This window comes from Pseudomonas sp. TMW 2.1634, assembly GCF_001703595.1.
Classification (GTDB): domain Bacteria; phylum Pseudomonadota; class Gammaproteobacteria; order Pseudomonadales; family Pseudomonadaceae; genus Aquipseudomonas; species Aquipseudomonas fragi.
The window spans coordinates 2,952,853-2,978,772 of record NZ_CP016849.1 but is presented as its reverse complement, the minus strand read 5'-3'; the positions used below and the strand labels follow the sequence as shown (position 1 = coordinate 2,978,772).

The 25,920-nt window shown below is 58.7% G+C and carries 26 protein-coding genes and 1 tRNA gene; 8 read left to right on the top strand and 19 right to left on the bottom strand.

Annotated elements, in window-relative coordinates; genetic code table 11:
• The first annotated feature begins 6 nt into the window (after positions 1-6).
• The 3 genes from sctT to BFC21_RS14225 all read left to right on the top strand — a co-directional run bounded on the left by sctT (position 7) and on the right by BFC21_RS14225 (position 6,292).
• Positions 7-804, top strand: a complete 798-nt coding sequence (gene sctT / locus BFC21_RS14235; protein ID WP_088378153.1) for a type III secretion system export apparatus subunit SctT — start codon at positions 7-9, stop codon at positions 802-804.
• Positions 801-1,901 (top strand): type III secretion system export apparatus subunit SctU, encoded by a 1,101-nt coding sequence (gene sctU, locus BFC21_RS14230; RefSeq protein WP_088378152.1) that lies wholly within the window; start codon positions 801-803, stop codon positions 1,899-1,901. Before sctT ends, sctU begins: the two co-directional genes overlap by 4 nt.
• A gap of 68 nt (positions 1,902-1,969) precedes the next feature.
• Positions 1,970-6,292 (top strand): AvrE-family type 3 secretion system effector, encoded by a 4,323-nt coding sequence (locus BFC21_RS14225; protein WP_256557583.1) that lies wholly within the window; start codon positions 1,970-1,972, stop codon positions 6,290-6,292.
• A gap of 34 nt (positions 6,293-6,326) precedes the next feature.
• Here BFC21_RS14225 and hrpT read toward each other — a convergent pair whose 3' ends face one another.
• The 19 genes from hrpT to BFC21_RS14135 form a co-directional block, all read right to left on the bottom strand.
• Complete coding sequence (hrpT, locus tag BFC21_RS14220) at positions 6,327-6,530, bottom strand: HrpT family type III secretion system protein (protein ID WP_120266277.1); 204 nt, start codon at positions 6,528-6,530, stop codon at positions 6,327-6,329.
• Entirely contained in the window at positions 6,527-8,551 is a 2,025-nt protein-coding gene (gene sctC / locus BFC21_RS14215) for a type III secretion system outer membrane ring subunit SctC (RefSeq protein WP_120266276.1), read from the bottom strand. Before sctC ends, hrpT begins: the two co-directional genes overlap by 4 nt.
• Positions 8,548-8,766, bottom strand: a complete 219-nt coding sequence (locus tag BFC21_RS14210; RefSeq protein WP_088378149.1) for a type III secretion protein HrpF — start codon at positions 8,764-8,766, stop codon at positions 8,548-8,550. The genes sctC and BFC21_RS14210 overlap by 4 nt, the downstream gene beginning before the upstream one ends.
• Before the next feature lie 21 nt (positions 8,767-8,787).
• Positions 8,788-9,402 (bottom strand): type III secretion system stator protein SctL, encoded by a 615-nt coding sequence (gene sctL, locus BFC21_RS14205; RefSeq protein WP_120266275.1) that lies wholly within the window; start codon positions 9,400-9,402, stop codon positions 8,788-8,790.
• The gene (locus BFC21_RS27580; protein ID WP_088378147.1) at positions 9,380-9,925 is read right to left on the bottom strand and encodes a type III secretion protein; all 546 of its coding nucleotides are present in this window, start codon (positions 9,923-9,925) and stop codon (positions 9,380-9,382) included. The genes sctL and BFC21_RS27580 overlap by 23 nt, the downstream gene beginning before the upstream one ends.
• On the bottom strand, positions 9,922-10,677 hold the full coding sequence (sctJ, locus tag BFC21_RS14195) for a type III secretion system inner membrane ring lipoprotein SctJ (protein WP_088378146.1): 756 nt from the start codon (positions 10,675-10,677) through the stop codon (positions 9,922-9,924). The genes BFC21_RS27580 and sctJ overlap by 4 nt, the downstream gene beginning before the upstream one ends.
• Positions 10,678-10,685: 8 nt before the next feature.
• Positions 10,686-11,054, bottom strand: a complete 369-nt coding sequence (locus BFC21_RS14190) for an EscI/YscI/HrpB family type III secretion system inner rod protein (protein WP_120266274.1) — start codon at positions 11,052-11,054, stop codon at positions 10,686-10,688.
• A gap of 95 nt (positions 11,055-11,149) precedes the next feature.
• Positions 11,150-11,383, bottom strand: a complete 234-nt coding sequence (locus BFC21_RS14185) for a hypothetical protein (protein WP_095004722.1) — start codon at positions 11,381-11,383, stop codon at positions 11,150-11,152.
• A gap of 27 nt (positions 11,384-11,410) precedes the next feature.
• A complete protein-coding gene (locus BFC21_RS27300) occupies positions 11,411-11,569 on the bottom strand; it encodes a hypothetical protein (protein ID WP_162939351.1) in 159 nt (52 codons plus the stop codon).
• A gap of 90 nt (positions 11,570-11,659) precedes the next feature.
• The gene (locus BFC21_RS14180) at positions 11,660-12,577 is read right to left on the bottom strand and encodes a sigma 54-interacting transcriptional regulator (RefSeq protein WP_120266273.1); all 918 of its coding nucleotides are present in this window, start codon (positions 12,575-12,577) and stop codon (positions 11,660-11,662) included.
• A 236-nt stretch (positions 12,578-12,813) separates the two neighbouring features.
• Positions 12,814-13,890: an aromatic acid exporter family protein gene (locus BFC21_RS14175; RefSeq protein WP_095004720.1), complete on the bottom strand. Its 1,077-nt coding sequence runs from the start codon at positions 13,888-13,890 to the stop codon at positions 12,814-12,816.
• A gap of 125 nt (positions 13,891-14,015) precedes the next feature.
• Complete coding sequence (gene ychF / locus BFC21_RS14170) at positions 14,016-15,116, bottom strand: redox-regulated ATPase YchF (protein WP_095004719.1); 1,101 nt, start codon at positions 15,114-15,116, stop codon at positions 14,016-14,018.
• 23 nt (positions 15,117-15,139) lie between these two features.
• Positions 15,140-15,724: an aminoacyl-tRNA hydrolase gene (gene pth / locus BFC21_RS14165; protein WP_016781749.1), complete on the bottom strand. Its 585-nt coding sequence runs from the start codon at positions 15,722-15,724 to the stop codon at positions 15,140-15,142.
• Between the two features lie 166 nt (positions 15,725-15,890).
• Positions 15,891-16,478 carry a 50S ribosomal protein L25/general stress protein Ctc gene (locus BFC21_RS14160; RefSeq protein WP_016781750.1) on the bottom strand — a complete coding sequence of 196 codons (588 nt, stop codon included), beginning with the start codon at positions 16,476-16,478 and terminating at the stop codon, positions 15,891-15,893.
• A 139-nt stretch (positions 16,479-16,617) separates the two neighbouring features.
• Positions 16,618-17,559 carry a ribose-phosphate pyrophosphokinase gene (locus BFC21_RS14155; protein ID WP_019825119.1) on the bottom strand — a complete coding sequence of 314 codons (942 nt, stop codon included), beginning with the start codon at positions 17,557-17,559 and terminating at the stop codon, positions 16,618-16,620.
• Between the two features lie 45 nt (positions 17,560-17,604).
• A tRNA-Gln gene (locus BFC21_RS14150) sits at positions 17,605-17,679 on the bottom strand.
• A gap of 37 nt (positions 17,680-17,716) precedes the next feature.
• Positions 17,717-18,577 carry a 4-(cytidine 5'-diphospho)-2-C-methyl-D-erythritol kinase gene (gene ispE / locus BFC21_RS14145; RefSeq protein ID WP_371914917.1) on the bottom strand — a complete coding sequence of 287 codons (861 nt, stop codon included), beginning with the start codon at positions 18,575-18,577 and terminating at the stop codon, positions 17,717-17,719.
• A gap of 1 nt (position 18,578) precedes the next feature.
• Positions 18,579-19,205, bottom strand: a complete 627-nt coding sequence (lolB, locus tag BFC21_RS14140; protein ID WP_016781752.1) for a lipoprotein insertase outer membrane protein LolB — start codon at positions 19,203-19,205, stop codon at positions 18,579-18,581.
• Between the two features lie 3 nt (positions 19,206-19,208).
• Complete coding sequence (locus BFC21_RS14135) at positions 19,209-20,933, bottom strand: tetratricopeptide repeat protein (protein WP_088378142.1); 1,725 nt, start codon at positions 20,931-20,933, stop codon at positions 19,209-19,211.
• Positions 20,934-21,134: 201 nt separating this feature from the next.
• On the opposite strand from BFC21_RS14135, the gene hemA reads away from it, so the two are divergent.
• The 5 genes from hemA to murI are packed head-to-tail and all read left to right on the top strand — an operon-like array spanning position 21,135 to position 25,867.
• Complete coding sequence (gene hemA / locus BFC21_RS14130; protein ID WP_016781754.1) at positions 21,135-22,418, top strand: glutamyl-tRNA reductase; 1,284 nt, start codon at positions 21,135-21,137, stop codon at positions 22,416-22,418.
• Between the two features lie 2 nt (positions 22,419-22,420).
• The gene (gene prfA, locus BFC21_RS14125; protein WP_086798689.1) at positions 22,421-23,503 is read left to right on the top strand and encodes a peptide chain release factor 1; all 1,083 of its coding nucleotides are present in this window, start codon (positions 22,421-22,423) and stop codon (positions 23,501-23,503) included.
• Positions 23,504-24,334, top strand: coding sequence for a peptide chain release factor N(5)-glutamine methyltransferase (gene prmC, locus BFC21_RS14120; protein ID WP_088378141.1), 831 nt, complete (start codon positions 23,504-23,506; stop codon positions 24,332-24,334). It abuts the gene before it with no gap.
• Positions 24,328-25,083, top strand: coding sequence for a molybdopterin-synthase adenylyltransferase MoeB (locus tag BFC21_RS14115; RefSeq protein ID WP_088378140.1), 756 nt, complete (start codon positions 24,328-24,330; stop codon positions 25,081-25,083). The genes prmC and BFC21_RS14115 overlap by 7 nt, the downstream gene beginning before the upstream one ends.
• Positions 25,076-25,867, top strand: coding sequence for a glutamate racemase (murI, locus tag BFC21_RS14110; protein WP_088378139.1), 792 nt, complete (start codon positions 25,076-25,078; stop codon positions 25,865-25,867). Before BFC21_RS14115 ends, murI begins: the two co-directional genes overlap by 8 nt.
• The last annotated feature ends 53 nt before the right edge of the window (positions 25,868-25,920 follow it).

The window sequence follows — 25,920 nt, the reverse complement described above, 5'->3', positions numbered from 1 at the left end:
AGCGCGATGGCCCCACAAATCCCGTTTCTCGAATACCTGCCCAGCCTCGCCATTGCGATGGCGCGTTTATATCCCTGTTGTTTCCTCATTCCGGCATTGTGCTTTGAACATGTGCGCGGCATGCCCCGGCATGTCATCGTTTTTGCCCTGGCACTGATGCCTGCGCCGGGCATTCATCACGCGTTGGCGGGCATGGACTACAGCCTGCTGGCACTCAGCGGTCTGTTGCTCAAAGAGGCGGTGCTGGGCGTGTTGCTGGGTATTCTGCTGGCCATGCCTTTCTGGTTGTTCGAGTCGGTCGGGGCGTTGCTCGACAACCAGCGTGGCGCGTTGATCGGCGGCCAGCTCAACCCTTCACTGGGGCCGGACGCCACGCCTGTCGGGCATTTGTTCAAGCAACTGAGCATCTTCTTGCTAATGGTCACCCTGGGGTTGGGAAGCCTGACCCAGGTGATCTGGGACAGCTACCTGATCTGGCCCGCTGCGCTCTGGTTTCCGGCCCCGGCTGCGGACGGGCCTGGGGTGTTCCTGGCGCTGCTGGGCGATACCTTTACGCACATGGTGCTATACGCCGCGCCTTTTATCGCCTTGCTGTTGATGATCGAATTCGCCGTTGCCTTGTTGAGCCTTTACAGCCCGCAGTTGCAGGTATTTGTGTTGTCGATGCCGGCCAAGAGCCTGGCCGGGCTGTGTTTCCTGCTGCTCTATCTGCCGCAGTTGCAGGTGCTGATTGTGGCGCGCATGAGCATTCTGGGGGATCTTGAACATGCACTGGCCCTGCTGTTCAAGGTGCCGTCGCCTTGAGTGAAGACAGCGGCGAAAAGAAATACGCCGCAAGCCAAAAAAAACTGCAGGACCAGCGCAAAAAAGGCCAGGTCGCGCAAAGCCAGGACATCGGCAAATTGCTGGTGCTGGCGGTCATCAGTGAAATTGCCTTGCTCATGGCCCAGAACAGCCTGGAGCAATTCGGGCAATTGTTGATGCTGCCCGTGTCGCTGGTCGGGCAGCCGTTCAGCCGTTCGCTGCAGGTTGTGGTTGCCGAGGCCGGTCAGGTTTTTTTCGGGTTTGCCTTGCTGATGACGGGGGCTGCCATTGCGATGAAGCTGGCCAGCAGCTGGCTGCAGTTCGGTTTTTTGTTTGCCCCCGAGGTCCTGACCCCGGACTTCAACCGGCTCAACCCCTTTAATCAAGCCAAACAGATGTTTTCGCCCCAGTCGCTGATGACCCTGCTCACCGGTCTGGTCAAGGCGCTGCTGATCTGTGGGGTGCTGTACCAGGTGATCGGGCCGTCCCTTGGGGCATTGGTGGGGTTGGTCAACGCTGACCTGCCGGGCTATATCACCGCGCATGTCGTCCTGTTCCGGTATTTGCTGCATGTGTGCCTTGGCCTGCTGCTGGTGCTGGCGGCGGTGGATTTCGGGTTGCAACGGTATTTTTTTGCCCGGCGCATGCGCATGACCCATGTCGAAGTGGTCAAGGAATACAAGGGCATGGAGGGTGACCCGCATATCAAGATGCTGCGCCGGGCCCTGGCCCAGGAGCTGGCCCATGAGGCGCCTGCGACCAGGGCTCCAGCGCTGGAAGAAGCCGATGTCCTGCTGATCAACCCCACGCATTTTGCCGTGGCGCTGTACTACCGGCCGCCACAAAATCCCTTGCCGACACTGATCGCCAAGGGGGCCGATGCCCAGGCACGACGAATGATCGACAGGGCACGGGCTGCGGATGTTCCGGTGGTCCAGTGTGTGTGGCTGGCGCGTACGCTCTACGGCATCGAGACCGGGCACTGCATCAGCCGTGACACCCTGCAGGCGGTGGCGCTGGTCTACCGTGCCCTGCGGGAGCTGGAGGATGATGACCGGGGCGGCATCATCGAGCTGGCTGAGCTTGAGCAACGCTGAGCGGGGCAGGAACTGCATGCTGCTTCAAGGTCACTCACTCTGCATCAGCCCATCAGAGTTGAGCCTTTATGACCGTAAAGTCGTTTGATCTCGCCAAGCCCGCCCCGGCAGAAACCCCCGTCACTATTTGCCCGCACACGGCTCGCCCCGCTACAGGAGCTGTACAACTGACCGGCTTTCGCCACTATGAGCAGCCTTCCCTGGAGTTCAGCGCCAGCCTGGTTGCAGGCAAAGTCGTGACCCAGGGCTCGCATGTGGGGCAAGACATGGCCGAGCAACTCAATCAGTTGCCCAGGCAGTTTATTCAGGACGCCACCTACGCAGGTCATCGCCAGGACCTGCGCTTGCTGGACAATGAGCGCAATGTGTTTCATCTGCAGTCCACGCCTGCTGCTGCGGCCGTGCTCAAAAGCAGTTGCCCCACGGGTTTTTTGTGCCTGGCGCCGAACAATCCCGGCCGTGCCCACCTGGGGCAGATCAGTGGGGTGTACACCACCCTGGCAGGCGAGCAGTTTCGCCTGGATCAAGGGCGCCTGTTGCGCTTCGAGCCACAGACCCATTGCTGGCTGCCCGACAAGGATGACGCCCGCTACAACCGCCTGGGCCTGAGCAGCGATGGGCGGCTGATAAAAGTGCCGGTGGGTGTTACCGATATGAGTGTCGAGGGGCAGGCGCAGGTGTGCCTGCAACCTGACCCTGGTGGTTGTGCCCTGCGCATCAGGCACAGTGCAGAGGGCCCCGTGATACATCTGCTGCCAGTCAGTGAAACGGGCGAGCGCGTACCGTTGCACCGCATAGGGATGGCCGGCGATACGCTGTACGCCTCAACGGCGCAGGGCGAACTGTTGCGTGCCAGCCTGAGCACGGCTCAAGACGGTCGGGTGGTCATGCGGCCTGAGCCGGTCGAGGCGTTGGAACATCTGCACCAGGGTGCGGTCAGCTTCAAGGGCTTTATGCATGACGACAATGGCCAGCTCAATGCGCTGTTACTCAACCGCTGCAAGCAATTGCACAGCACCCCCCTGATTAATACGTCGCTACCGGCCACGGGCTGGAACCTCAGTGACGTGCTGCTCAAGGTCAACGATAAAGGTTTGCCCGAGCCCGGCCTGCGCGCGCTGGCCTGCGCGATTGACCTCGGCGCGCGGGGCAAGGTCGCGCTTGAGGGCAGCACCCTGCTCAGTTGGGATGAGCACGCCTGCCAATGGGAGAAAACCGCGCATCGGGATGTGGACCTCCTGGCCCCGGGCCTGGATGGTCGCGCCTATGTATTACAAGGTTCAGAACTCAAGGCGCTGGCCAGTCATAAAACGCGAGCCCCAGCGTTCAGCGGCGCAAGTTACGACCTGGCCCCGATCAATGATGCTCGCAACCACGTCACACTCGACGTCACGTTGACGGGAAACACCGGGCGCAAAATTGCGGCGTTTGCGGTCGATAACGCCAGGCGCTTCGTTACCCTTGATGAACACAACCAGCTGGTTGCCCATATCGACAATAAAGAGATCGCGTTGACGTTTGCCCCGCCCAGGCAAATCCAGGCGTTGGCCCTTGACCGTCTTGGCGACCTCTATGCCCGGACCCGGGCCGGAGAGTTGCTCAAGCTCGACAAAGCCCGGTGGCAAACGCCCCCCGCATCAGCGCTGGCCTGGACAACACTGGCGTTGCCGGGCAATGCGCGCTTGCAGTCGCTACGCATGGATGCCAGCCAGCGGTTGGTCGCCAGTTGGGAGGTGAATGGGCCCAAACACAAAGCCTTTGCTGAACACTACTGGCAGCTGTCTGCGGCAGCAGATGGCAGCCAGCAGTGGCAGCCGTTTTATTCCCAGGCCAGCAAACGTGCGCCGTCACTGGCGTCGATGTTGAGCCGCGGTGAAATGAAAGGCCAGAACAATGGGACTGCCTGGGCAGTGAATTCTGCGGTCATGGGCAGCAGGACCGAAGGCCTGCCGCTCGAACGAGGTTTTTTTAGCGGCGCCCGCGCTCATCTGGAGCCACTGCAGGGCATCAAGAATATCGGCCTCGACATTCAGCACCGGGCCAATGGCCGTCGTGGCATGGCAGCCCTGTACGCACAGGAGCGGGAATTGCACGGGCAACTGCAGGCGCTGGCCAATACGCGGCCCCATGCACTGGACATGACGACCCGCCTTGATCGCCTGAGCGAGAAGGCATCGACACAGATCTTGGCTGGCGAGCTCAAGGCTGCTTTGCAGCAGGTCGAAGCCTGCAGCCAACAATTGGCCATGCGCCTGGGGGATTTGAAGGGCGCGCAGTTGGTGCCGCAGATGCAAGCGTGCGCTGAACCATCGACGGGCAGGCTGCGCACGATGTGCAGTGCCTTCGAAAACCTGGCGCCGTCAAAAACCAATACCACGGCTGCGCTGTTGCGCAGTTATCAGAGTCAGGGAGTGGTTTTGTCGCCGCGCAATGCCGGCGACAAGCGTGACCTGAGCAACCCGACGGGCCTGCTTGAGAGTGACTTGATTCTGCATGCCCGGACCCTGTCCGGGCTCGCCGACCTGATTGGGCGCCTGGAGCGTATTGGCCCGGATCAGAGCGCTATCGATGCCGGATTGAAGGCGGTGATGCAGGACTATCAAAACAGCCAGGTACACCAGAAAACATCACAGAACATCAACGGCTTGGCGCAAGCAGAAACCCTTTATAACAACTTCAAATTGTTGGCCAGGGACCTTGGCACCCCAGGGTCTGCGCTCAATTTTCATATAGCCCGCACTCTGGGGCTTGGCGAGCAGCAGACAGTCAAACAGGCCCTGCTGCACGCCATCCAGGCCTCGGATAGCGGGCAGTCGATTACCGCGAGCCGGACTAAAACCAAGTCCATGTCGGTCTTTGTTTTGCCCGCTCCTTTGCTTGAAATCATTGCGGGGGCTTCAAGGAGCAAGACCAACGGCATAACAATGAGCCGAACCAATCAGGGGGTCAGTTTTGACATCAGTATGAGCACTTCTCATACCGCAGCTGCTTCTGTGGGGGTCGGTAAGGTGTTGCCCATTGCTAATGAATTACTCGAACAGTGGCTCAGGCTGGGGGCGGAGACAACCCTGATGCTGGCACATGATAAAAAGCAGGGGGTTAGTTTTGAGGTGAAGGAAGCAGACTTTCCCGCCATGATGGATATTTTGACGGGGGTAAAAGGGGACGTTTTCGACTTGCTGGACCTGGGGAATCATCACAACAGCCATCAGCGCTCGCAAGATTCGCTGGACTGGAGCGTTTCAGCCCATGTGCAGCCCCGGGCTCAAGTGGTCTCGCCGCAAAGCCTGGATGCAGTGAGCGGGCTGGCGCGGGCAATGGCCAACACAGGTGCCAGTCTTCATTTGCTTCATCTTGATAAAAGTAACGCCGTGACCCTGGAGGAATCCGGGATCACCCGGATCGATGGCCTGAATGCCCAGTTTTTGCCCAAGGGCGGCGCCTCTTTAGGGGGGGCGCCTGTCAATGCGGCGGCGTCAATCGAGCTCAATGACAGCGGCTCGAGCTGGGTGGCGTATACCGCGGCCGATGCTTCATTTTCGCTGAATTTTGATGGCAGCAAGGCTCGGGCCATGCGCTTTACGGTCAAGCTACCGCAGGTGATCGAGCAGGCGCAGATCGATACCTTGCGCACAGAGATGTCCCGGCACTCCCCACAATTGAAGCAGCAACTGGCCTCTTTGGCGGCACAAGGTACGCCGGTGGAGCAACTGCGGTCTCTGCAGCAGTTGTTCGGGCTGTTGCCGCCACCCCCTGCGCGGTCTGAGGAGCACCACAGTCTCCAGACAAGGCTGCAGGATCACCTGCATCAGCAGACGCTGGCGGCACAAGGCTTGCGCGACCTGCAATCGATTGAGCGCACGGTGTCATATGTGGGGTTCAAAGGTAGCCCGCAGCATGAGTGGCTGAATGAAGCTGCGCCGGCGAACAAGGACGCGATCATGCGCCTGTTTGCGCAGCAGCCGCAGTTTGCTCGGCTGCTCAAGGATCTCGAAAGCAGCCAGGGCACTTCGGTGGTTATGGAACTGGAGGTCAAGCCGCAAGTGCTGCGCATGATCGCGCAGCGGTTCGAGGATGGGCCAGGCGCTAAAGGCGAGATGCAAAAGGCCCTGGAGAACAGCGACAACCTGCGGGTCAAAAACCTGAGGGTGAGCTACACGGCAAGTCGGACCCACAGCCTGACGACCCCTGTTCCTTTACTGGCCTATACCAGCAGTGCCATGTTGGGTCATACCGGCAAACTGCTCAACATCGAGTTGAAATACGGCCAGGACCCGGATGCGCCGCTACGCCTGGAGTTCAAGGACATTTTGCCCCTGGCCCCGGCCCGGGAGCGGCACCCAGAACAGCAGGATCAGAACATCCGCGATGCGCGCCATCCCGTGATCTGAGGCCCGCGCCTGCCTGAGCTTCAGGCAGGCGGGTTTATCGTTCCAGGGGCACGATTTGATGGTCTGAACGCTCAGCGTTCGGGCCTGTTTCACTGCGCATCTGCGGTGGCCACCAGATCACCAGCGCGCTGGCACTGGAGGCCGGGCGCTCGCACAGGTCGCCCCGGCAATGGGGGGTACAGCCTTGCAGCAGCGCCAACAGGGTGGCGATCACGGCCAACGTGTCCAGGCGGCTCATGGCGTGGCCCCCAGCAATGACGGTCGAGGCTCGGTGGCGTGGGCATCGATATCCGGCGCCCGGGTGGCGATAAACACTTCGGCGCGCTCGCCGGGCGCCAGCCACGGGCTCGGCCAGACACTGACCGCCAGGGTGCTGGCCGAACTGCAGTCACGTTCATCGATGCGCACGCGGTGCTCGCTGCGGTTGTGCATAACCAGCACGGCCACGTTGTAATCCGCGCTTTCGTACCATTGATGACGTTCGCCATCGACCCTTGTAGACCCCGGTGTTTTGCACAGGTTGCGCGCAGGCGCAGGCATCGGCAGGGCGCGCAAGTGAGCGGGAACATGGCCTCTGACCAACTGGCTGAAGACCTGGGCAATCTCGGCGCGCTGGATCACCGGTTGCCTGGCTGTACGCCGCGCCAAGGGGCTCAGTGCCGCCTCCAGTTGCGTCTGATCCGCTTGCGGTAAATAGCGTGCGGGATGGGTCTGATCGCCGATCAGGCGTGGCGTCAGAATAAACAGTCGTTCACGGCGATTTTGAGTGTTGTGCGAGGACGAAAACAGCCACTTGCCCAGCCAGGGAATCTGCCCCAGCAGAGGGACGCGATCGAGGCTGTCGACAGCTTCGGAAACATGAAAGCCGCCGATGACCAGGGATTGCTGTTCCTGGATTACCGCCTGGGTACTGACATTGCCCTTGCGCACATCCGGTGTGGATTGCGGCCCTGGTTGATTGGCAAAGGTACCGTCCTCAATGTCGATGATCAGGTGAATTTGCCTGGCGCCATTGGCCTCTATCACCCGGGGGATCACCTGAAAGCTGGTGCCAGTGGTCACCGGCTGGATAGTGGCCACCCCCTCGCCGATGGCCTGGATATAGTGCGTGCGATTGAAGTCGATCACCGCGGGCTGGTTTTCCAGGGTCATGATCGAGGGGTTGGACACCACCGTGGCCAGGCCGCGCGCCTCAAGGGCCTTGATCTGGGCAGCAAAGCGATCAATCTGGATCGTCGACACGGTGGTCGAGGCGCTGCCCGACACGCCTGTGGCGGCCCCGAAACGGCCGTTCTGCAAGCCCCAGTTCATCCCCAACTGGTTGAGTTGGGTGCGGTTGATATCGACAATCACCGCGTCTATTTCCACCAGTTTGCGCGACACATCCAGCTCGGCGATCAGTGCTTGATACAGCGGCCGGCGTTCGCTGGCGTCGTAGATCAGCACGCTGTTATTGCGCACATCGGCCTCCACGCGAATGGCGTTCTGGCCTGAGGACTTCAGCTCGGGGGCCTGCGCGAGTAAGGGGGGCATGTCTGGATAAGGTATGTTGGCGGCAATACCGGGTATCGGTGCGGTGCGCGGGGAGAGAACATTGAACGGGGCAGATGGCTTGGCATCAACCAGCCCGCGCAGCAGGCTGGCGATGCCCGGAATATTGAGTTTTTCACCGCGATAGTCGATCTGCCGATCGGCAGCGTTGGCGAACTGCAGCGGGAAATTCAATACAGCCTGTTGATTGGCCGGCTGCGCACGTTTGCGGCTGAACTGCCTGATCTGCTCTATATAGCGTTTAGGCCCGGACACCAGCACCACCCCGATATCGGGCAGCTCGCCCCAGCCGAAACGTTTATCCAGCAGGCCTATCTGGCTCAGGGCCTGTTTCAGATCGGCAATGGTATCGTCCGCCACTTCAAGGCGGGCCGAGGTTTGTTGGTCCAGGGTGCTGATGTAGAGCGTGTGGTTATGCACGAACCACTGGAAGCGGTGTTCGAGTGCGAGCCTGTCCAGCAGCTTGATCAGGGTGTCGGCCCGCAGCTTGCCGTTTACGACACCCTGCAGCGGCCCGTCAATTTGCAGTTGCAGGCCCACGGTATGGGCGAAGTCCTGCAAAAAACCACGCAGTGCCCGGTGATTGGCCTCATGGGCATAGGGCGTGTTTTTCCACTCTTCGGGAACAGCGGCCAGCGTCTCGTCGGCCAGCAGAAAAGCCCAGGGCAACAGTGCCTGCCAGCAGGTGCGCAGGTTCCAGTTCATCATTGGACCGCATCAATAATGCTTTTGGTCAGGCTGTGCTTGAATCGGGTTTGCTCGTTGATCGAAAAAGTGGCAGTGGCCACTTTGCGCGCGGCGTCCAGGAAGCGGGCCATGTCTTCAGGGCCGCCCTGGTTGTTCAGGGCAATCTCATGCAGATTTTTTTGCGCCTGGACAAAGCGGGCATCAATGCGGCGCTGGATACTTTCGAACGAAGCCATACATCCTCCATCGGTCAATGTTCACGACTCAGTGGCGGTGCCTGGCGGATCGGTTCCATCGCCGGGCGTGGGGGCCAGCAGTGCCTTCAGCGTGCGGCTCCAGTCAATGCGCAGGTCGTGTTGCGCGGTGACCAGCACCAGCGCCTGTGGGTCGAGACGCTCATCGGTGTGCAGTTGCCATGCGCCGCCCGGGTTGGCATTCAGCCACTGGCGCACAGGCGCAAGCATCTGTGGGTGGCAGCGCAGGGTGGCATTCACAGGCGGGCATTGGGCTGCCAGCAGTTGCCTCAGCAAGGCGTTGATGCGGGCAGGCGGCGGCACCTCATCAAGCAAGTGCGTCAGGGCCAGCCTGACCACTTGCGAGGCGTGGGTTTCAATGGCCTGACACAAGGCGCCATGTTCCAGTTGCCAGTGCGCCAGTTGCGCATTGGCCTGTTGCCAGAATTCATCGTGGGCCTTTTGCAGCAGGGTCCGGGCCGCTTGTTGCGCATTGGCCAGCAGTTCATCAGCCTGAGCGCGTGCCCGGGCCAGCAGGGCATTGGCCTGGCCGCAGTCGCGCAGGGTCTGGCTGGCGATCAGGGTCTGGGGCAGCCCGCGGGTGCCGGGCCGCAGTTCAAGGGTGCGACGTGACAGCATGGTTGCTTCCCTCGACAGTGAGCCGTGTGTGCCAGAGCACGATTTGCCAAAGCGTTTGCAGTTTGGTCGCCGAAAGGGCCAGCAGCGGTTTTTGTTCCAGTGTCTGGATCCGTGCAGGGGCAAAGCGCAGTCGCAAGCGTTGCCATACCGCAGGCTCGACCCATGCCCTGAGCAATTGCAAAACATCATCGCCCGGTTCAAGCCAGCCTTGAGGGCGCAATGCCTTGCCAAGGCGCTGGCACCACAGGCGCTCAGTGGCGTCCAGTGCCGTGGGGCGTGTGGGGCGGCAGATATGCCCGATTCGTTGCAACCACGCGTCATGCTGCGCAAGTGGCGCCAGCGCCAGTTGCCTCAGGCTGGCGGCAGGCGGGCAGGGCAGGCAGGGCGTGATGCCAAAACGGCTGCTGGCACCTGCATGCAGGCTGCGCAGTTCGGCGGGCGTGGCAACAAGCGCGGGCCAGTGCGGGTGAGCGTGGTGCCAGGCACACGCCCACCACTGTAGCCATAGGTCGGCATCGTTCATGCCGACCCCTTGTTGCGCAAGGTTAGCCAGGCAAGTGGGGCAATGATGGCCAGCAGGCAGCCGAACACCGCTGCGGCGAAGGCTTTTTTCCAGAAGCCCAGGCGCTGTTCGGGCAGCAGAAATGGCCCGAAAAACACCAACTGCTGCTTGTCTTGAAAGGCCGTGGCGGGCACAAACACCGTGGTTATCTTGTAGGGATTGTCGATTGCCGTGGCCATGCCCGGAATACTGCTGGCCACCATTCGCCGTACCCGCGACTGGATGCTGTCGGGGTCCAGTCTGGCGTCATGTTTGATAAACACCGAGGCCGAGGCAGGTTGCACGGCCTCGCCCGGCGCGATCCGCTCCGCCAGCACCACATGCACTCGCGCCACGATAACCCCGTCAATCCTGGACAGCGTGGCTTCAAGCTCCTGTGACAGGGCGTAGATATAGCGGGCACGTTCTTCCAGTGGCGTGGAGATGACGCCTTCTTTGCGAAAAATATCGCCCAGGGTCGAACGTGCGGTTCTGGGCAGCCCGGCGGCCGTCAGCGAATTGATGGCACGGCTGATATCTTGCGCGGCCACGCGCACGGACACACCGTTTTTAGAGGTGCTTTTTTCGGCGCTGATCTGTTTGTCTGCCAGTTCAGCGATCACTTCATTGGCTTCCTGTTCAGAAAGCCGGCCATGCAGCTCCACGCTTTCGCCACAACCGGCGATACACAACACGTACATCAGGAATACGCTCTTGATCGGGCGCGATGCCATAAGGTTACCTAGGACAAATTGGTGAGCTTTTCTATGGCTTGTGAGGTTTTACTGATCATCTTGGCGCTCAGCACGGTTTCAAGGTGAAATGCCGACATGGCCCGGGTTGAGGTGAGCATGTCGACAGGGTCGGTGCTGGTACTGACTTTTTGCAGGGCGCGGGCGGCAGTTTTAGAGAGTTCCTGCAAGAGTACCGAGCGCTGACTGAGTGGGTTGGCTATCAAGTGATCGGATTTAACGGTGTCAGGTTTTATAGCTGCCGTAGGAAGTATTGAGGCGTTGAACCAGTTGATATCGACCATTGCGGGTGTGTGCGAGGGGATTTCAGAAGTGATCGAGGCTGTCTGTCGGGTATCCGAAAAAAAGTGGGTTTTCATTTGAAACCTCAAGCTGTGGATTGTGCTTGCATATTTCAGTTGCGGGACTCACCAAGCGGTTAATGGCCCCATTCGAGATGGGGCCTTGCAGAAGATTAGAACGAAATAGCTTTGGCACCTTGCATGAGTGAAGTGATTGACTTGTTAGCTGAGTCAGTAATGCCAGCAGCTATACCGTTTTTAGTATCTTGTTCTGCTTTAGCCATTGCGGCCTTTGCCGCTTTCCATTCTTGTTGGAGCTGGAACTTTTTTTGTTCCTCTAATGGATCATCTTTTTTCTTGAGTCCAATTCCCAGTGCAGCTCCCAAAAGCGGTAGGAAACCAAGCATAAATATATCCTCAAGTGTATTTGCAGGTCAGAAATAAATATTTTTTTGAATGATTGCAGGCGTCGGTAAAGTATCCTTGGTGTTTGCCTGGTTCGCTGCGCCATTTATCGCGCCTTTCATTATGTCGCCCAGTGTATCAATAACTTTATTGGCTGCAGGCGCCAGCATAGACAGTAGCGGGAACATGTTTAAACCTCTTTAGGGTGTTATGGGGTTGCACTGTTGGTGCAGTACTTAAGTGTAAATAGACAGCTAATGAGTTCCAGCGTAGCCCCCTCAAGAAATATCCAGTTGTTTCATCCGGTGATACAGCGTGCGCTTGGCAATGCCCAGTTCAAGCACCACCGCATCGATACAATGCAGGTGGCGACGCAAGGCGTCCGTAATCAGCAGTTTTTCAATTTGCTGCAAGCGCACTTTCAACTTGAGGCGTGTGTCGTCAGGTTCACGCGCAGCCTTGCACTGCAGCGGCAGGCCAAGCACCAAGCGCTTGGCAACTGAGCGCAACTCCCGGACATTGCCGGGCCAGTCATGGCACAGCAGGTGCTGAAGCAGTGCAGTCTCAAGTACCGGTATAGACACGTTGAAGTAGTGCGCTTCTCGCTGAAGCAGAGTCTGGAACAATGGAACAATCTGTTCGCGCCGCTCGCGCAAGGGCGGCAAGTGCAGGTTCAACACATTGAGGCGGTAATACAAGTCACGTCTGAATTGCCCTTGTTCGACCCGTTGCGCCAGGCAGGTTTGAGCCGACGCAATCACGCGCATGTCGACCGCTATGAATGCTGTCGAGCCCAAGCGTTCAACACCTCGGGTTTCCAGTGCGCGTAACAACTTGGCCTGTAAAGACAGCGGCATGCTGTCTATTTCATCAAGGTACAGCGTGCCTTTATCAGAGGCTTCTATAAAACCCGGTCGCGACTGCACGGCACCGGTAAATGCACCTTGGGTCACACCAAACAACTGGCTTTCCGCCAGGCTCTCGGGAATGGCCGCGCAATTAAGTGCAATATAATGACCGCTGCGCCCGGATAAAGTATGCAATTGCTCGGCTAGCGTATCTTTGCCAGTGCCTGTTTCGCCATGAAGCAAAATGTCGATATTTTGCACCGCCGCGTTATGGACGGTTGTGTCAAATTCACTGTCGTCGAAAAGATATGTTTTTAAAGGTTCTTTTTCTGGGCGAAAATCTCCCATCTAATGTGCTCCCGCGTTATATTTTTTGTGGGGTATATTCGCTACGCCAAGTCGGGATAAACAGTGTTGGTCCAGTTACAGCTTGGTGGCATTGGCGGTTTAAACCAAGTCCTAAACTGGCTGAATGTCGTGAGTTAAAATATATAGATGTAGTAGGTGCTGGTATTTACTGGCGTAGGGATATTGCACCTTACCTGCGTAGAACACACTCCACGGAGGTAAGGATAACTAGATGTTTATACGAGGTTTTTATCAGGGTTTTTTCTGCTATCGCCCTGGGTGGTAAAACCGAAGGTCAGCAAAGCGCTTTCAACGGTGCTCAAGTGCTGCATGCACAGCTGCCACGGCCCTGACACGACATCGGCGAGTTCATCGCTGGCCACGGGTATAAGTACCGGGTGTTCGTCGTCGTTGGCGATCGAGGCGCAGCCTGAGGCCACGTTTGCCAGGCGTTGGTGCAAGGAGGAGGGGGCCGGGCCCTGTTCCTTGCGCAAGGCATCGGCAAAGGCTTCGGCAAACAACAGGGAGCTGGCGTATAAGCGCACGGCGTGGCGTTCGTAACGGTTGGCAATATCCTTGACTTCGCGTGACACAAAACGCCCGCGTAAGGTCCAGCGTGCGGTATTGCGGGCCATGCCGATGCCGTTTTCCAGGGCGATCAGGCTGTCGTGGGCCCGGGAGAATATTTGCACCGCGTGTTGAGCTTTGGCAGCGTCTTGCCCTTCAAGCGCCTGCAGGCTTTTGCCAAAACCGGACGCGAGCTTTTCGAGCAGTTCCTTGGCTGAGCTGTCGATAATGCCTATAGGGTTGGGGGTGAGCAGTATCTGGCTGAAAATAAGGCCGACGCATGAGCCCACCACCACATCAAGCATGCGTACCACCCCCGCGCTTTCCGGGCCTACGGCCAGCATCAGCACCGCCGATACACCGGCCTGGATCGGCACCACGGCCCCCAGGCCATAGAGGGCTGCGATGGCGATGGCCGAGAAGGTAGCAAAGCCGATGCGCAACAACGGGTAGGCATCCGGCAGCCACAAGGCCGCTTCGCCGACGATGATCCCCGTGGCGACCCCCACCATCAGGCCAACGGCTTGCTTGCCGTGGCTGGGCAGGCCGGGAGCCAGGCACACCACCGCACTGATCGCGGCAAACACCGGATGAATATGACCAAAGAAATGCCGGGCAATAATCCACGCCAGTGCGGCGGCGATGGCTGAGGCGAGGGCGTCTCGCCAGCCCAGGGACCAGCGGGCCTTGATTTTTTCGACAAGGGGGTCGGTATAGCGACTGAGGAAGTTGGCGCGGGGAATCATTGAGGCTCCCGATCGTGAGGTGAGATGGCGTTAACCATAGACCCTAGTTGCGCCCGGGAGTGCGTCACAAACGCCAGGCCAAAAAAAACCGCGCCTGGGCGCGGTTTTTTATACGTGCGGTTTATTTACACGTTGAAGCGGAAGTGCAGGACGTCACCGTCTTTAACGATGTATTCCTTGCCTTCCAGACGCCATTTACCGGCTTCTTTCGCGCCGGCTTCGCCGTTGTACTTGATGAAATCGTCGTAGGCGATCACTTCAGCACGGATAAAGCCTTTTTCGAAGTCGGTGTGGATCACACCGGCGGCTTGTGGGGCGGTAGCGCCTACTTTGACAGTCCAGGCGCGAACTTCCTGAACGCCGGCAGTGAAGTAGGTTTGCAGGTTGAGCATTTCGTAACCGGCGCGGATCACGCGGTTCAGGCCTGGCTCTTCAAGGCCCAGGGCCTCGAGGAACATGTCCTTTTCTTCGCCGTCGTCGAGTTCGGCAATTTCAGCTTCGATCTTGTTGCAGACCGGCACCACCGTTGCGCCTTCTTCTTCGGCGATGGCCATAACCACGTCCAGGAACGGGTTGTTCTCGAAACCGTCTTCAGCCACGTTGGCGATGTACATCACCGGCTTGGTGGTCAGCAGGTGGAAGCCCTTGATGATGGCTTTTTCATCGGCGTCCATGTTCTTGATCAGGCTGCGTGCCGGCTTGCCCAGGGTGAAGTGGGCAATCAACTGCTCCAGCAGTGCCTTTTGGGCCACGGCTTCCTTGTCACCGCCCTTGGCGTTGCGCGCAACTTTCTGCAGTTGCTTTTCGCAGCTGTCGAGGTCGGCGAAGATCAGCTCAAGGTCGATGATTTCGATGTCGCGTTTCGGGTCAACGCTGTTGGAAACGTGAATCACGTTTTCGTCTTCAAAGCAGCGGACCACGTGAGCGATGGCATCGGTTTCACGGATGTTGGCCAAAAACTTGTTGCCCAGGCCTTCGCCTTTCGATGCGCCAGCCACCAGGCCTGCGATATCGACGAATTCCATGGTGGTCGGCAGGATGCGCTGCGGCTTTACGATGGCAGCCAGCGCGTCCAGACGTGGGTCGGGCATCGGCACGATACCGGTGTTCGGCTCGATCGTGCAGAAGGGGAAGTTCTCGGCCGCGATACCGGATTTGGTAAGGGCGTTGAACAGGGTGGACTTGCCGACGTTAGGCAGGCCGACGATGCCGCAGTTGAATCCCATGGTGTTTCCCCTCGGAAAAAGAGTCAGGCCTTCTGGCTGTGCAGGTTTTTCATCGCACGGTTCCATTCCCCGGCGAGGATATCCGGCAGCACGCCGAGGGCAAAATCGATGCTGGCATCCAGTTTTTCCTGTTCGGCGCGTGGCGCACGACCGAGGACAAAGTTGGACACCATGCTGGCGACGCCCGGGTGGCCAATGCCAAGCCGCAGACGGTAGAAATCTTTGTTGTTCCCCAGTTGCGCAATGATGTCGCGCAATCCGTTGTGACCTCCGTGGCCGCCGCCCAGCTTGAGCTTGGCAACGCCTGGCGGGAGATCGAGTTCGTCGTGGGCCACCAATATGGATTCCGGCGCAATGCGGTAGAAACCGGCAAGCGCCGCAACGGCCTGGCCGCTTCGGTTCATATAGGTGGTGGGAATCAACAGACGAACATCCTGACCCTGGTGGCTGAAACGCCCGGTCAGGCCAAAATATTTGCGATCAGCAACCAGGTTGACCCCGTTTGCCGCCGCGAGACGCTCAACAAAAAGGGCCCCTGCGTTATGCCGGGTCTGTTCGTATTCGGTGCCTGGATTTCCCAGGCCAACGATCAGTTTTATGGCGGTCACGACAAGGGCCCTTCTATGGAGTTGTGGATAACATCGCCGCTAACGGTTAGCGGCGAAAACGGACAAAAAAGCGGGTTTACATGAGTAAACTTCGCGATCTTGTCCGCTTTACTCGCTGCGTGTTAGCTCGCGATGTTTCTCAAGACTCCAACGACAGAGTAATGAATTACTCTGCTGCTTCTGGTGCAACACGTGGAGCGTGAACGTTGGCTACTGCCAGGTCGTTACCGTGTGCCAGAGCTACGAACTCAACGCCTTTAGGAGCGGTGATGTCCGACAGGTGAATGATCGAGCCAACTTCGGCGTTAGCCAGGTCAACTTCGATGAATTCAGGCAGGTCTTTTGGCAGGCAGGAAACTTCGATTTCCGCAACAACGTGGGAGATCTCGCCGCCTTTCTTGATCGGAGCCGCTTCACCAACGAAGTGAACCGGTACGATTGCAGTCAGTTTTTGACCAGCAACAACGCGTACGAAGTCAGCGTGCATCACGTGGCCTTTAGCCGGGTGACGTTGCAGAGCTTTGATGATCACGTTTTGCTTAACGCCGCCAACGGTCAGTTCGATAACGTGGCTGTAAGCAGCTTCGTTTTCGAGCAGTTTGGCAACTTCTTTAGCCAGCATGCTGATGGATTCAGGGGCTTTGTCGCCACCGTAAACTACAGCTGGAACCAGGCTTGCGAGACGACGCAGGCGGCGGCTCGCACCTTTCCCCAGGTCGGAACGCACTTCAGCATTCAGAGTAAAATCGTTCATGTTGTATCTCCAAAATAACCACATCCGCCCTGACGTTTGCGACCAGCGCCATGGACGGTATGGGCAAAAAAGCCCCGCCCCAACGGATTGCTGGGGCGGGGCGCTTTTCGTCAGCAGAAGTCCTGAAAGGGCAGGGCCCTTAGCGGAACATCGCGCTGATCGATTCTTCGTTGCTGATGCGGCGAACCGCTTCAGCCACAACCGGTGCGATATCCAGTTGACGGATACGCGAACAGGCTTGTGCGGCAGCGGACAGCGGGATGGTGTTAGTCACCACCAGCTCATCCAGCATGGAATTTTCGATATTCTCAATTGCCCGACCCGACAGCACAGGGTGTGTGCAGTAGGCGAACACTTTGGAAGCGCCATGCTCTTTCAAGGCTTTAGCTGCGTGGCACAGGGTGCCGGCAGTATCGACCATGTCATCAACCAGAATACAGGTACGCCCTTCGACATCACCGATGATATGCATCACTTCCGAGTGATTGGCTTTCTCACGGCGTTTGTCGATGATACCCAGATCGACGCCCAAGGACTTGGCAACAGCACGTGCACGCACGACGCCACCGATATCCGGGGACACAATCATAAGGTTCTCAAAGCGCTGATCTTCGATGTCATCCACCAAAACTGGGGAGCCATAGATGTTATCTACAGGAATATCGAAGAAACCCTGGATTTGGTCAGCATGCAAATCAACCGTGAGAACACGATCGATGCCGACTACGGTAAGCATGTCAGCAACAACTTTTGCGCTGATAGCCACACGTGCGGAACGCGGACGGCGATCCTGACGGGCATAACCAAAGTAAGGAATAACAGCAGTAATACGAGTCGCTGAGGAGCGGCGGAAGGCATCAGCCATCACGACGAGTTCCATCAGGTTATCGTTGGTCGGAGCACAAGTCGGCTGTATGATGAAAACGTCTTTACCGCGGACATTTTCATTAATCTCAGCGGTAATTTCGCCGTCGGAAAACTTGCCGACAGAGATGTCACCGAGTGGGATATGCAGCTGACGTACGACACGCCGAGCCAGATCGGGGTTAGCGTTCCCCGTAAAGACCATCATCTTGGACACGCGCAGTACCTGAAGGCTGAGGGTAACCTGGATGAGTATAAGAAATGGCAGGGGCGGCTGGATTCGAACCAACGCATGGCAGGATCAAAACCTGCTGCCTTACCGCTTGGCGACGCCCCTGTATCTGTTGCTACGAGTACCGTGTACCCGTTTCCTTTTACAAATTTTGCAGCTTGCGATGCAATATCGAGACGTTGCTTCCTTTTGCTACAAACCCTGTAAGGGTCTCTGTAAGAAGGTGCAGCACTTTATCAGCATCTGCTTCGTTTGGGAAGGCCCCAAATATACAACTTCCAGTTCCAGTTAATTTTGCTTCGGTATATTTACCTAACAAATTCAAAGCGTTACGTACTTCTGGATAACGCTCCTTCACTACTGCTTCGCAGTCGTTTCGGCTGTTTCCCTTGGGAACGGGGCGCACTTTAATGGGCAAAGAGTCGCGTGTCAACAAAGGATCTGAAAATATTTCTGCAGTACTTACAGATACTTGCGGGACAAGCACGACATACCAGGGTTCTTCTGGCTCTGCAGGTGTGAGAATTTCCCCGACACCCTCAGCAAATGCGGCGTGCCCGCGGACAAAAACCGGCACGTCCGCTCCCAGGCTCAGGCCCAGTGCTGCCAGCCGGTCTTCATCCCAGGCCAGCTGCCAAAGATGGTTGAGTGCCAGCAGGGTGGTCGCGGCATTGGAGCTGCCGCCACCGATGCCGCCGCCCATTGGCAGGATTTTCTTGATCCAGATATCGATGCCCAGGGTGCAAGCGGATTGCGCCTGGAGTTTTTTTGCCGCCTTGACGATCAGGTTGTCGTCGTGGGCAACGCCGGGGAAGTCGGTGTGCAGGCAAATAATCCCGTCGTCACGCACGGCAAAGGTCATTTCATCGCCGTAGTCGAGAAATTGAAACAGCGTTTGCAGTTCGTGATAGCCATCTGCACGACGGCCCAGGATGTGCAGCATCAAGTTCAGCTTTGCCGGTGAGGGCAAAACCAGCGTGTTTCGATCCAGACGGTCTTGCATCTTATTGACCCAACAAACGAGGTTGCCAATCTTTAACGACGAGCGTGACGTCCAGATCCGGGCCGTGCAGTTTGACCCGCTCCGGCAGCCAGAAGCCGTTTTGCTCGACATAGCTCAAATATTCGATTTTCCAGCCGTCCTGTTCCAGGTTGGCCAGGCGACTATCGCCATTGAGTGTCACCCGGCTTTTGCTGCCGGGGGCAGGCAAGCCGCGCACCCACCAGACCAGATGTGACACCGGCAGGCTCCAGCCCAATTGTTCACCCAGCAACTCCTCGGGAGTCGGCGCTTCATAGCGGCCCTGATTGGCCACTTCCAGAAGCACGCTGCCCGGACGCCCGGTCAGGCGGGCGGCACCCCGGCCCAGTGGCCCGGAAAGACGAATATCGTAGTAGTCCTGGCGCTGCAGCCAGAACAGCGTGGCGCTGCCTGAGTCTTTAGGGGCGCGAATGCCGACTTTGCCGTTGATTTGCCAGCCGTCGAGCCGGGTCAATTGCTGTTTGTGTGCCGACCACAGGGCAGGGCTGCCGTGGCCTTCTACGGATTCGCGGGCGCCGAAGCCCGCGCAACCGGCGAGCACGGCAACCAGGCTGAAAACGACGAGATGGCGCAAGTGACGATAAAACATGAGTTAAAGAGTCTCTGATCCGGTCAGGCGCAAAATGGTTTTGCGCAGAATAGGGCTGTCAGGATTTTCTTTGAGAAAAGTGCCCCAGATTTTTTTCGCTTCACGCTGTTTACCGTTTGCCCACAGCACTTCACCCAGGTGGGCGGCGACTTCCTGGTCCGGGAAGCGTTCCAGCGCCTGGCGCAGCAAGCGTTCGGCCTCATCCAGATTGCCCAGGCGGAAATTCACCCAGCCCAGGCTGTCGAGCACTGCCGGGTCATCCGGGCTCAAGTCGTAGGCTTGCTGGATCAGGGCCTTGGCTTCGGCGTAGCGGGTGGTTCGATCCGAAAGCGTGTAGCCCAGCGCGTTCAATGCCATCGCATTGTCAGGCTCGCGCTGGATGATGGTGCGCAAATCTCGCTCCATCTGCTCAAGATCGTTGCGTTTCTCGGCCAGCATGGCGCGTGAATACAGCAGGTTGAGATCGTCCGGGTATTGCTTGAGAGCTTGTTGCAGCGTGTTCCAGGCGCGATCGCTCTGGTTGTTCGCTGCCAGGGTCTCGGCTTCGATCAAGTACAGCTGAATGGCGTAGTCGGGTTGTGCGTCGCGTGCCAAGGCCAGTTTTTTCGATGCCTCACCACCGCGACCATGACTGATCAGGATGTCCGCCTGGCGCAGTTGTGCGGGCAGGTATTCGTTGCCCGGGCCTACCAGCGCGTACTCGGCCAGTGCGCCCTCGGGATCATTGCGTTCTTCGGCGATGCGGCCCAGGTTCAAATGCGCCGAGTCGACATGGCTGTCGCGCTCGATCAACTCTTGCAGATAACCTTCGGCTTCGTCCCAGGACTTGCCTTCCAGGCAGACCAGTGCCAGCGAGAATCGCAGCTCATCGTCTTCGGGGTACTGCTCCACGAGGCTGGCAAATTGCACTTTTGCCTCGGCCATGCGGTTCTGCTCGACCAGGGTGCGCGCATAGGTCAGGCCCAGGCGTTTGTCGTCGGGGTACTGGCTGACGCTTTTTTTCAGCAGCGGCAACGCTTCATCACCACGGTTGAGGCTTTGCAGCAAGCGTGCGCGCAGCAGAATCGGAGCGACCTCACCGTCTTGCGGCGGGTTTTTCTCCAGCAGTTTCAGCGCGCCCTGGGCATCACCGTCCTGTTGCATCAACAAGGCCTTGCCGAAAATCAGCTGGCCGTTGTCCGGGTGCCTGACCAGCAGGCTGTCAAAGCTCTTTTGCAGGCCTGCGCGGGTCTCGGCATCGGTTTCTATGGCCGCCAGGGCCAGGAAATCGAAGTGAGAGTCACCCTTGGCCTGCAGGACTTTCTCCATGTACACCAGGGACTCGTCATAGCGGCCGTTACGCGCCAACTGAATGGCTGCAGCACGTTGTGCCTCGATATCCTGCGGGGCGTTCTTGACCCAGATCAGCGAGGTGTCCAGTGCCGCCTGGTCGGCGCCCAGGTACTCGGCGATACGAAACGCCCGCTCGGAGATGCCAGGGTCCTGGGTATTGATCGCCTGCGTCACATAGTTATCGAGGGCGATATCCAGGCGATTGCGTTGGCCGGCCAGCTCGGCGCTCAGCAGGCTGTACAGCGTTTCTTCGCTGAACGAGCTGTAGACCGTGGGTTTTTCCGGGGCGGAGGAAACGTCTTCAGTCGCGGATGAATCATCCGGGGACGTGGGGGCCAAGGCCTGGCAGCCACTGAGAAGGACGAGAGCGAGGAGCAACGCGGAGGATCTATTCATATAAGAGATGGGCGACTTACCTGCGGTCTGGGCATCATGACACATGCAATGGTGCAAACCATAACAGGTGCGACTATCGATATCCGGGGCTGATGATGGGTTCAACAGACGTTAACTATAGAGACAATAGTCAGCAATGGTTGTTCTGAATCTGGCGAAGTAGGACAATTGTCGGCTTCTCGTCATCATCAGCGATCTTGAATGGCCTTCCTCGCACTCGGTATTAACCACAAGACTGCTTCAGTAGACGTCCGCGAGCGCGTGGCTTTTACTCCAGAGCAGTTGGTTGAGGCCTTGCAGCAGCTCTGCCGCCTAACCGACAGTCGCGAAGCTGCGATCCTCTCCACCTGCAATCGCAGTGAGCTCTATATAGAGCAGGACCACCTTTCGGCAGACAGCGTGCTGAAATGGCTGGCGGACTACCACGACCTGAGCCTCGATGAGTTGCGTGCCTGCGCTTATGTCCATGAAGACGATGCTGCCGTTCGTCACATGATGCGCGTGGCCTCGGGGCTGGACTCGCTGGTGCTGGGCGAGCCGCAAATTCTCGGCCAGATGAAATCGGCCTACGCCGTCGCGCGTGAAGCGGGAACGGTCGGGCCGTTGTTGGGGCGCTTGTTCCAGGCCACCTTCAACTCGGCCAAGCAGGTACGCACCGACACTGCCATCGGCGAAAACCCGGTGTCTGTCGCTTTTGCGGCCGTGAGTTTGGCCAAGCAGATCTTCAGCGACCTGCAGCGCAGCCAGGCCTTGCTGATCGGCGCGGGCGAGACCATTACCCTGGTCGCCCGCCACCTGCATGACCTGGGAGTAAAGCGTATCGTGGTGGCCAACCGTACCCTGGAGCGTGCCAGCACGCTGGCTGAGCAGTTTGGTGCCCACGCGGTGTTGCTGTCGGATATTCCCCAGGAACTGGTACACAGCGATATCGTGATCAGTTCCACGGCCAGCCAGTTGCCGATTCTGGGCAAGGGTGCGGTCGAAAGCGCCCTGAAGCTGCGCAAGCACAAGCCGATCTTTATGGTCGATATTGCCGTTCCCCGCGATATCGAGCCTGAAGTCGGCGAGTTGGACGACGTTTACCTCTATACCGTCGACGATTTGCACGAAGTGGTCGCCGAAAACCTCAAGAGCCGTCAGGGCGCGGCCCAGGCAGCAGAAGAGCTGGTCAGCATTGGCGCTGACGATTTCATGGTGCGCCTGCGTGAACTGGCGGCGGTGGATGTGCTCAAGGCCTACCGCCAGCAAAGCGAACGCCTGCGCGACGAAGAGCTGCAGAAGGCCCAGCGCATGCTGGCCAACGGCAGCAATCCGGAAGAGGTGCTGGTACAACTGGCGCGGGGCCTGACCAACAAACTGCTGCACGCCCCCAGCGTACAGCTGAAAAAACTTTCCGCCGAAGGCCGCCTCGATGCGCTGGCCATGGCCCAAGAACTTTTTGCCCTCGGTGAGGGCTCATCGCATAGCTCTGCGGATAAAAAATAGTAATGAAAGCGTCACTGCTTAATAAACTGGACATCCTCCAGGACCGTTTTGAAGAACTGACCGCATTGCTTGGCGATGGCGAAGTCATTTCCGATCAAACTAAATTCCGCGCCTATTCCAAGGAATACTCGGAAGTTGAGCCCATTGTTGCCGCTTACGGGCAGTGGCTCAAAGTGCAGGCCGACCTTGAAGGCGCCCAGGCGTTGCTCAAGGACAACGACCCGGACATGCGTGAAATGGCGGTCGAAGAGGTTCGTGAAGCCAAAGAGCGATTGATCGAACTGGAAAAAGACCTGCAACGCATGCTGCTGCCCAAGGACCCGAATGACGGGCGCAACGTGTTCCTGGAAATTCGCGCCGGTACCGGTGGCGATGAAGCGGCGATTTTTGCCGGCGACCTGTTTCGCATGTATTCGCGCTACGCCGAGCGGCGCGGCTGGCGGGTTGAAATCCTCTCCGAAAGCATCGGTGAGCATGGCGGCTATAAAGAAGTCATTGCCCGTGTCGAAGGCGAGAATGTCTACGCCAAGCTGAAGTTCGAGTCCGGTGTACACCGCGTGCAGCGTGTACCGGCGACCGAATCCCAGGGGCGTATCCATACTTCGGCCTGTACCGTGGCGGTGTTGCCAGAGCCCGATGAGCAGGAAGCCATCGAGATCAACCCGGCGGATTTGCGTGTGGATACCTACCGTTCCTCCGGGGCCGGTGGTCAGCACGTCAACAAGACCGACTCGGCGATCCGTATCACGCACTTGCCTTCGGGCATTGTGGTGGAGTGTCAGGAAGAGCGTTCCCAGCATAAAAACCGGGCGCGGGCGATGTCCTGGCTGTCGGCCAAGTTGAATGACCAGCAAACCAGCGCTGCGGCCAATGCCATTGCCAGCGAGCGCAAGTCGCTGGTGGGCTCGGGGGATCGTTCCGAGCGCATCCGCACTTACAATTTCGCGCAGGGGCGAGTGACCGACCATCGTGTCAACCTGACCCTGTATTCCCTTGATGACGTACTGGCTGGCGGCGTTGACGCCGTTATCGAGCCATTATTGGCGGAGTTTCAGGCTGATCAACTGACAGCCCTGGGTGAATAAATGACTATTATTGCCAGCTTGTTGCGTGCTGCTGAACTGCCTGATTCGCCTACGGCCCGTCTTGATGCGGAGCTGCTGCTGGCCGCTGCCCTGGGCAAGTCGCGCAGCTATCTGCACACATGGCCCGAAAAAATTGTCAGCAGCGAAGCGGCATTGACCTTCGCTGAATACCTGCTGCGCCGCCGTGCCGGTGAGCCGGTGGCCTACATCCTGGGCCAGCAGGGTTTTTGGAACCTCGACCTGGAAGTGGCACCGCATACGCTGATCCCGCGCCCGGACACCGAACTGCTGGTCGAAACCGCGCTGGCCCTGCTGCCCGCAAGCCCGGCCAGGGTGCTGGACCTGGGCACAGGCAGCGGCGCCATTGCCCTGGCAATGGCCAGCGAGCGCCCCGCCTGGCACGTCACTGCGGTCGACCGGGTACTGGAGGCCGTCGCGCTGGCCGAGCGCAATCGCCAGCGTTTGCAGCTCGACAACGTCAATGTGTTTACCAGCCACTGGTTCAGCGCACTGGCCGATCAGCGCTTTGATCTGATCATCAGCAACCCGCCATATATTGCTGCCGGTGATGTACACCTGGCTGAAGGCGATGTGCGCTTCGAGCCCGAGAGCGCCCTGGTCGCCGGTGCCGACGGCCTGGACGATATCCGTGAAATCATCACCGCCTCGGTACAGCACCTCAATGCTGGCGGCTGGTTGATGCTGGAACATGGTTACGATCAGGCAGCGTCCGTGCGCCAACTGTTGCAGGACGCCGGTTTTGCAGCGGTTGAAAGCCGCAAGGACCTGGGCGGCCACGAACGCATCACGTTGGGTCGCCTGCCGTGCTGACCGACGAGGAGCTGTTGCGCTATAGCCGACAGATCCTGTTGCAGCAGGTCGATATCGACGGCCAGTTGAAGCTGAAAAACAGTCGTGTGCTGATTGTCGGCCTGGGCGGGCTTGGCTCGCCTGTCGCGCTGTACCTGGCTGCTGCCGGTGTCGGCGAACTGCACCTGGCCGACTTTGACAGCGTTGACCTGACCAACCTGCAGCGCCAGATCATTCATGACAGCGCCACTGTTGGCGAGAGTAAGGTCGATTCGGCCTCGCACCGGTTGCGCCTGATCAACCCGCATATCACGCTGGTCGCCCACCGCTCGGCACTGGATGCCGACTCGCTGGCCGACGTCGTTGGCGCAGTGGATCTGGTGCTCGATTGCTCAGACAACTTTGCCACCCGTGAAGCGGTGAACAGGGCCTGTGTTGCGACGCGCAAGCCACTGGTCAGCGGTGCGGCGATCCGCCTTGAAGGGCAGTTGTCGGTGTTTGATTCGCGTCAGAGCGCCAGCCCCTGCTACCACTGCTTGTACGGGCATGGCAGCGAAGAGGAACTGACCTGCAGCGAAGCCGGCGTGATTGGCCCCTTGGTGGGGGTGATCGGCAGCTTGCAAGCTCTTGAAGCGCTCAAGGTCCTGGCCGGTTTTGGCGAGCCGCTGGTGGGCCGGTTGTTGTTGGTTGATGCATTGAGCACGCGCTTTCGCGAGCTGCGGGTCAAGCGTGACCCGGCGTGCAGCGTGTGTGGTACAGGCCATGCGTGAAGCGCCGGTTGGCGTTTTCGACTCCGGGGTCGGTGGCCTGTCGGTGCTCAAGGAAATCCACGCCCTGTTGCCCAACGAATCGCTGCTCTATGTGGCGGATTGCGGGCACATCCCCTATGGCGAAAAAAGCCCCGAGTTTATTCGCCAGCGCTGCGCGGTAATGGCTGATTTTTTCCAGCGCCAGGGCGCCAAGGCGCTGGTACTGGCCTGTAATACGGCCACGGTGGCAGCCGTGGCGGATTTGCGGCAGCGTTACCCGCAATGGCCCCTCGTTGGCATGGAGCCTGCGGTCAAGCCTGCGGCTGCGGCCACTCGCAGCGGTACAGTGGGCGTACTTGCCACCACCGGGACGTTGCAAAGCGCCAAATTTGCCGCTTTGCTTGACCGTTTCGCCAGCGATATCCGGGTGATCACCCAACCCTGTCCGGGGCTGGTGGAACTGATCGAAACCGGTGACCTGCATAGCGATGCCCTGCGCGCCTTGCTGCGCGGTTATGTTGAGCCATTGCTGGTCGCTGGCTGCGACACCATTATTCTGGGTTGCACCCATTACCCTTTTCTCAAGCCTCTGCTGGCGCAGATGCTCCCGCCATCGATCACCCTGATCGATACCGGCGCCGCCGTGGCGCGCCAACTCCAGCGTCTGCTCGCTGAACAAAACCTGCTGGCCGCCGGGCCGCCTCGCGAAACACAGTTCTGGACCAGTGCTTCACCTGAACACATGGGAAATATCCTGCCAGTGTTGTGGAATAAATCTGGCGTTGTGCGAAGCTTCGGTCTGTAAAAAAATAGAACTAATGCTTCATGACACCTGCCTGATGAAGCGCATAACAACTG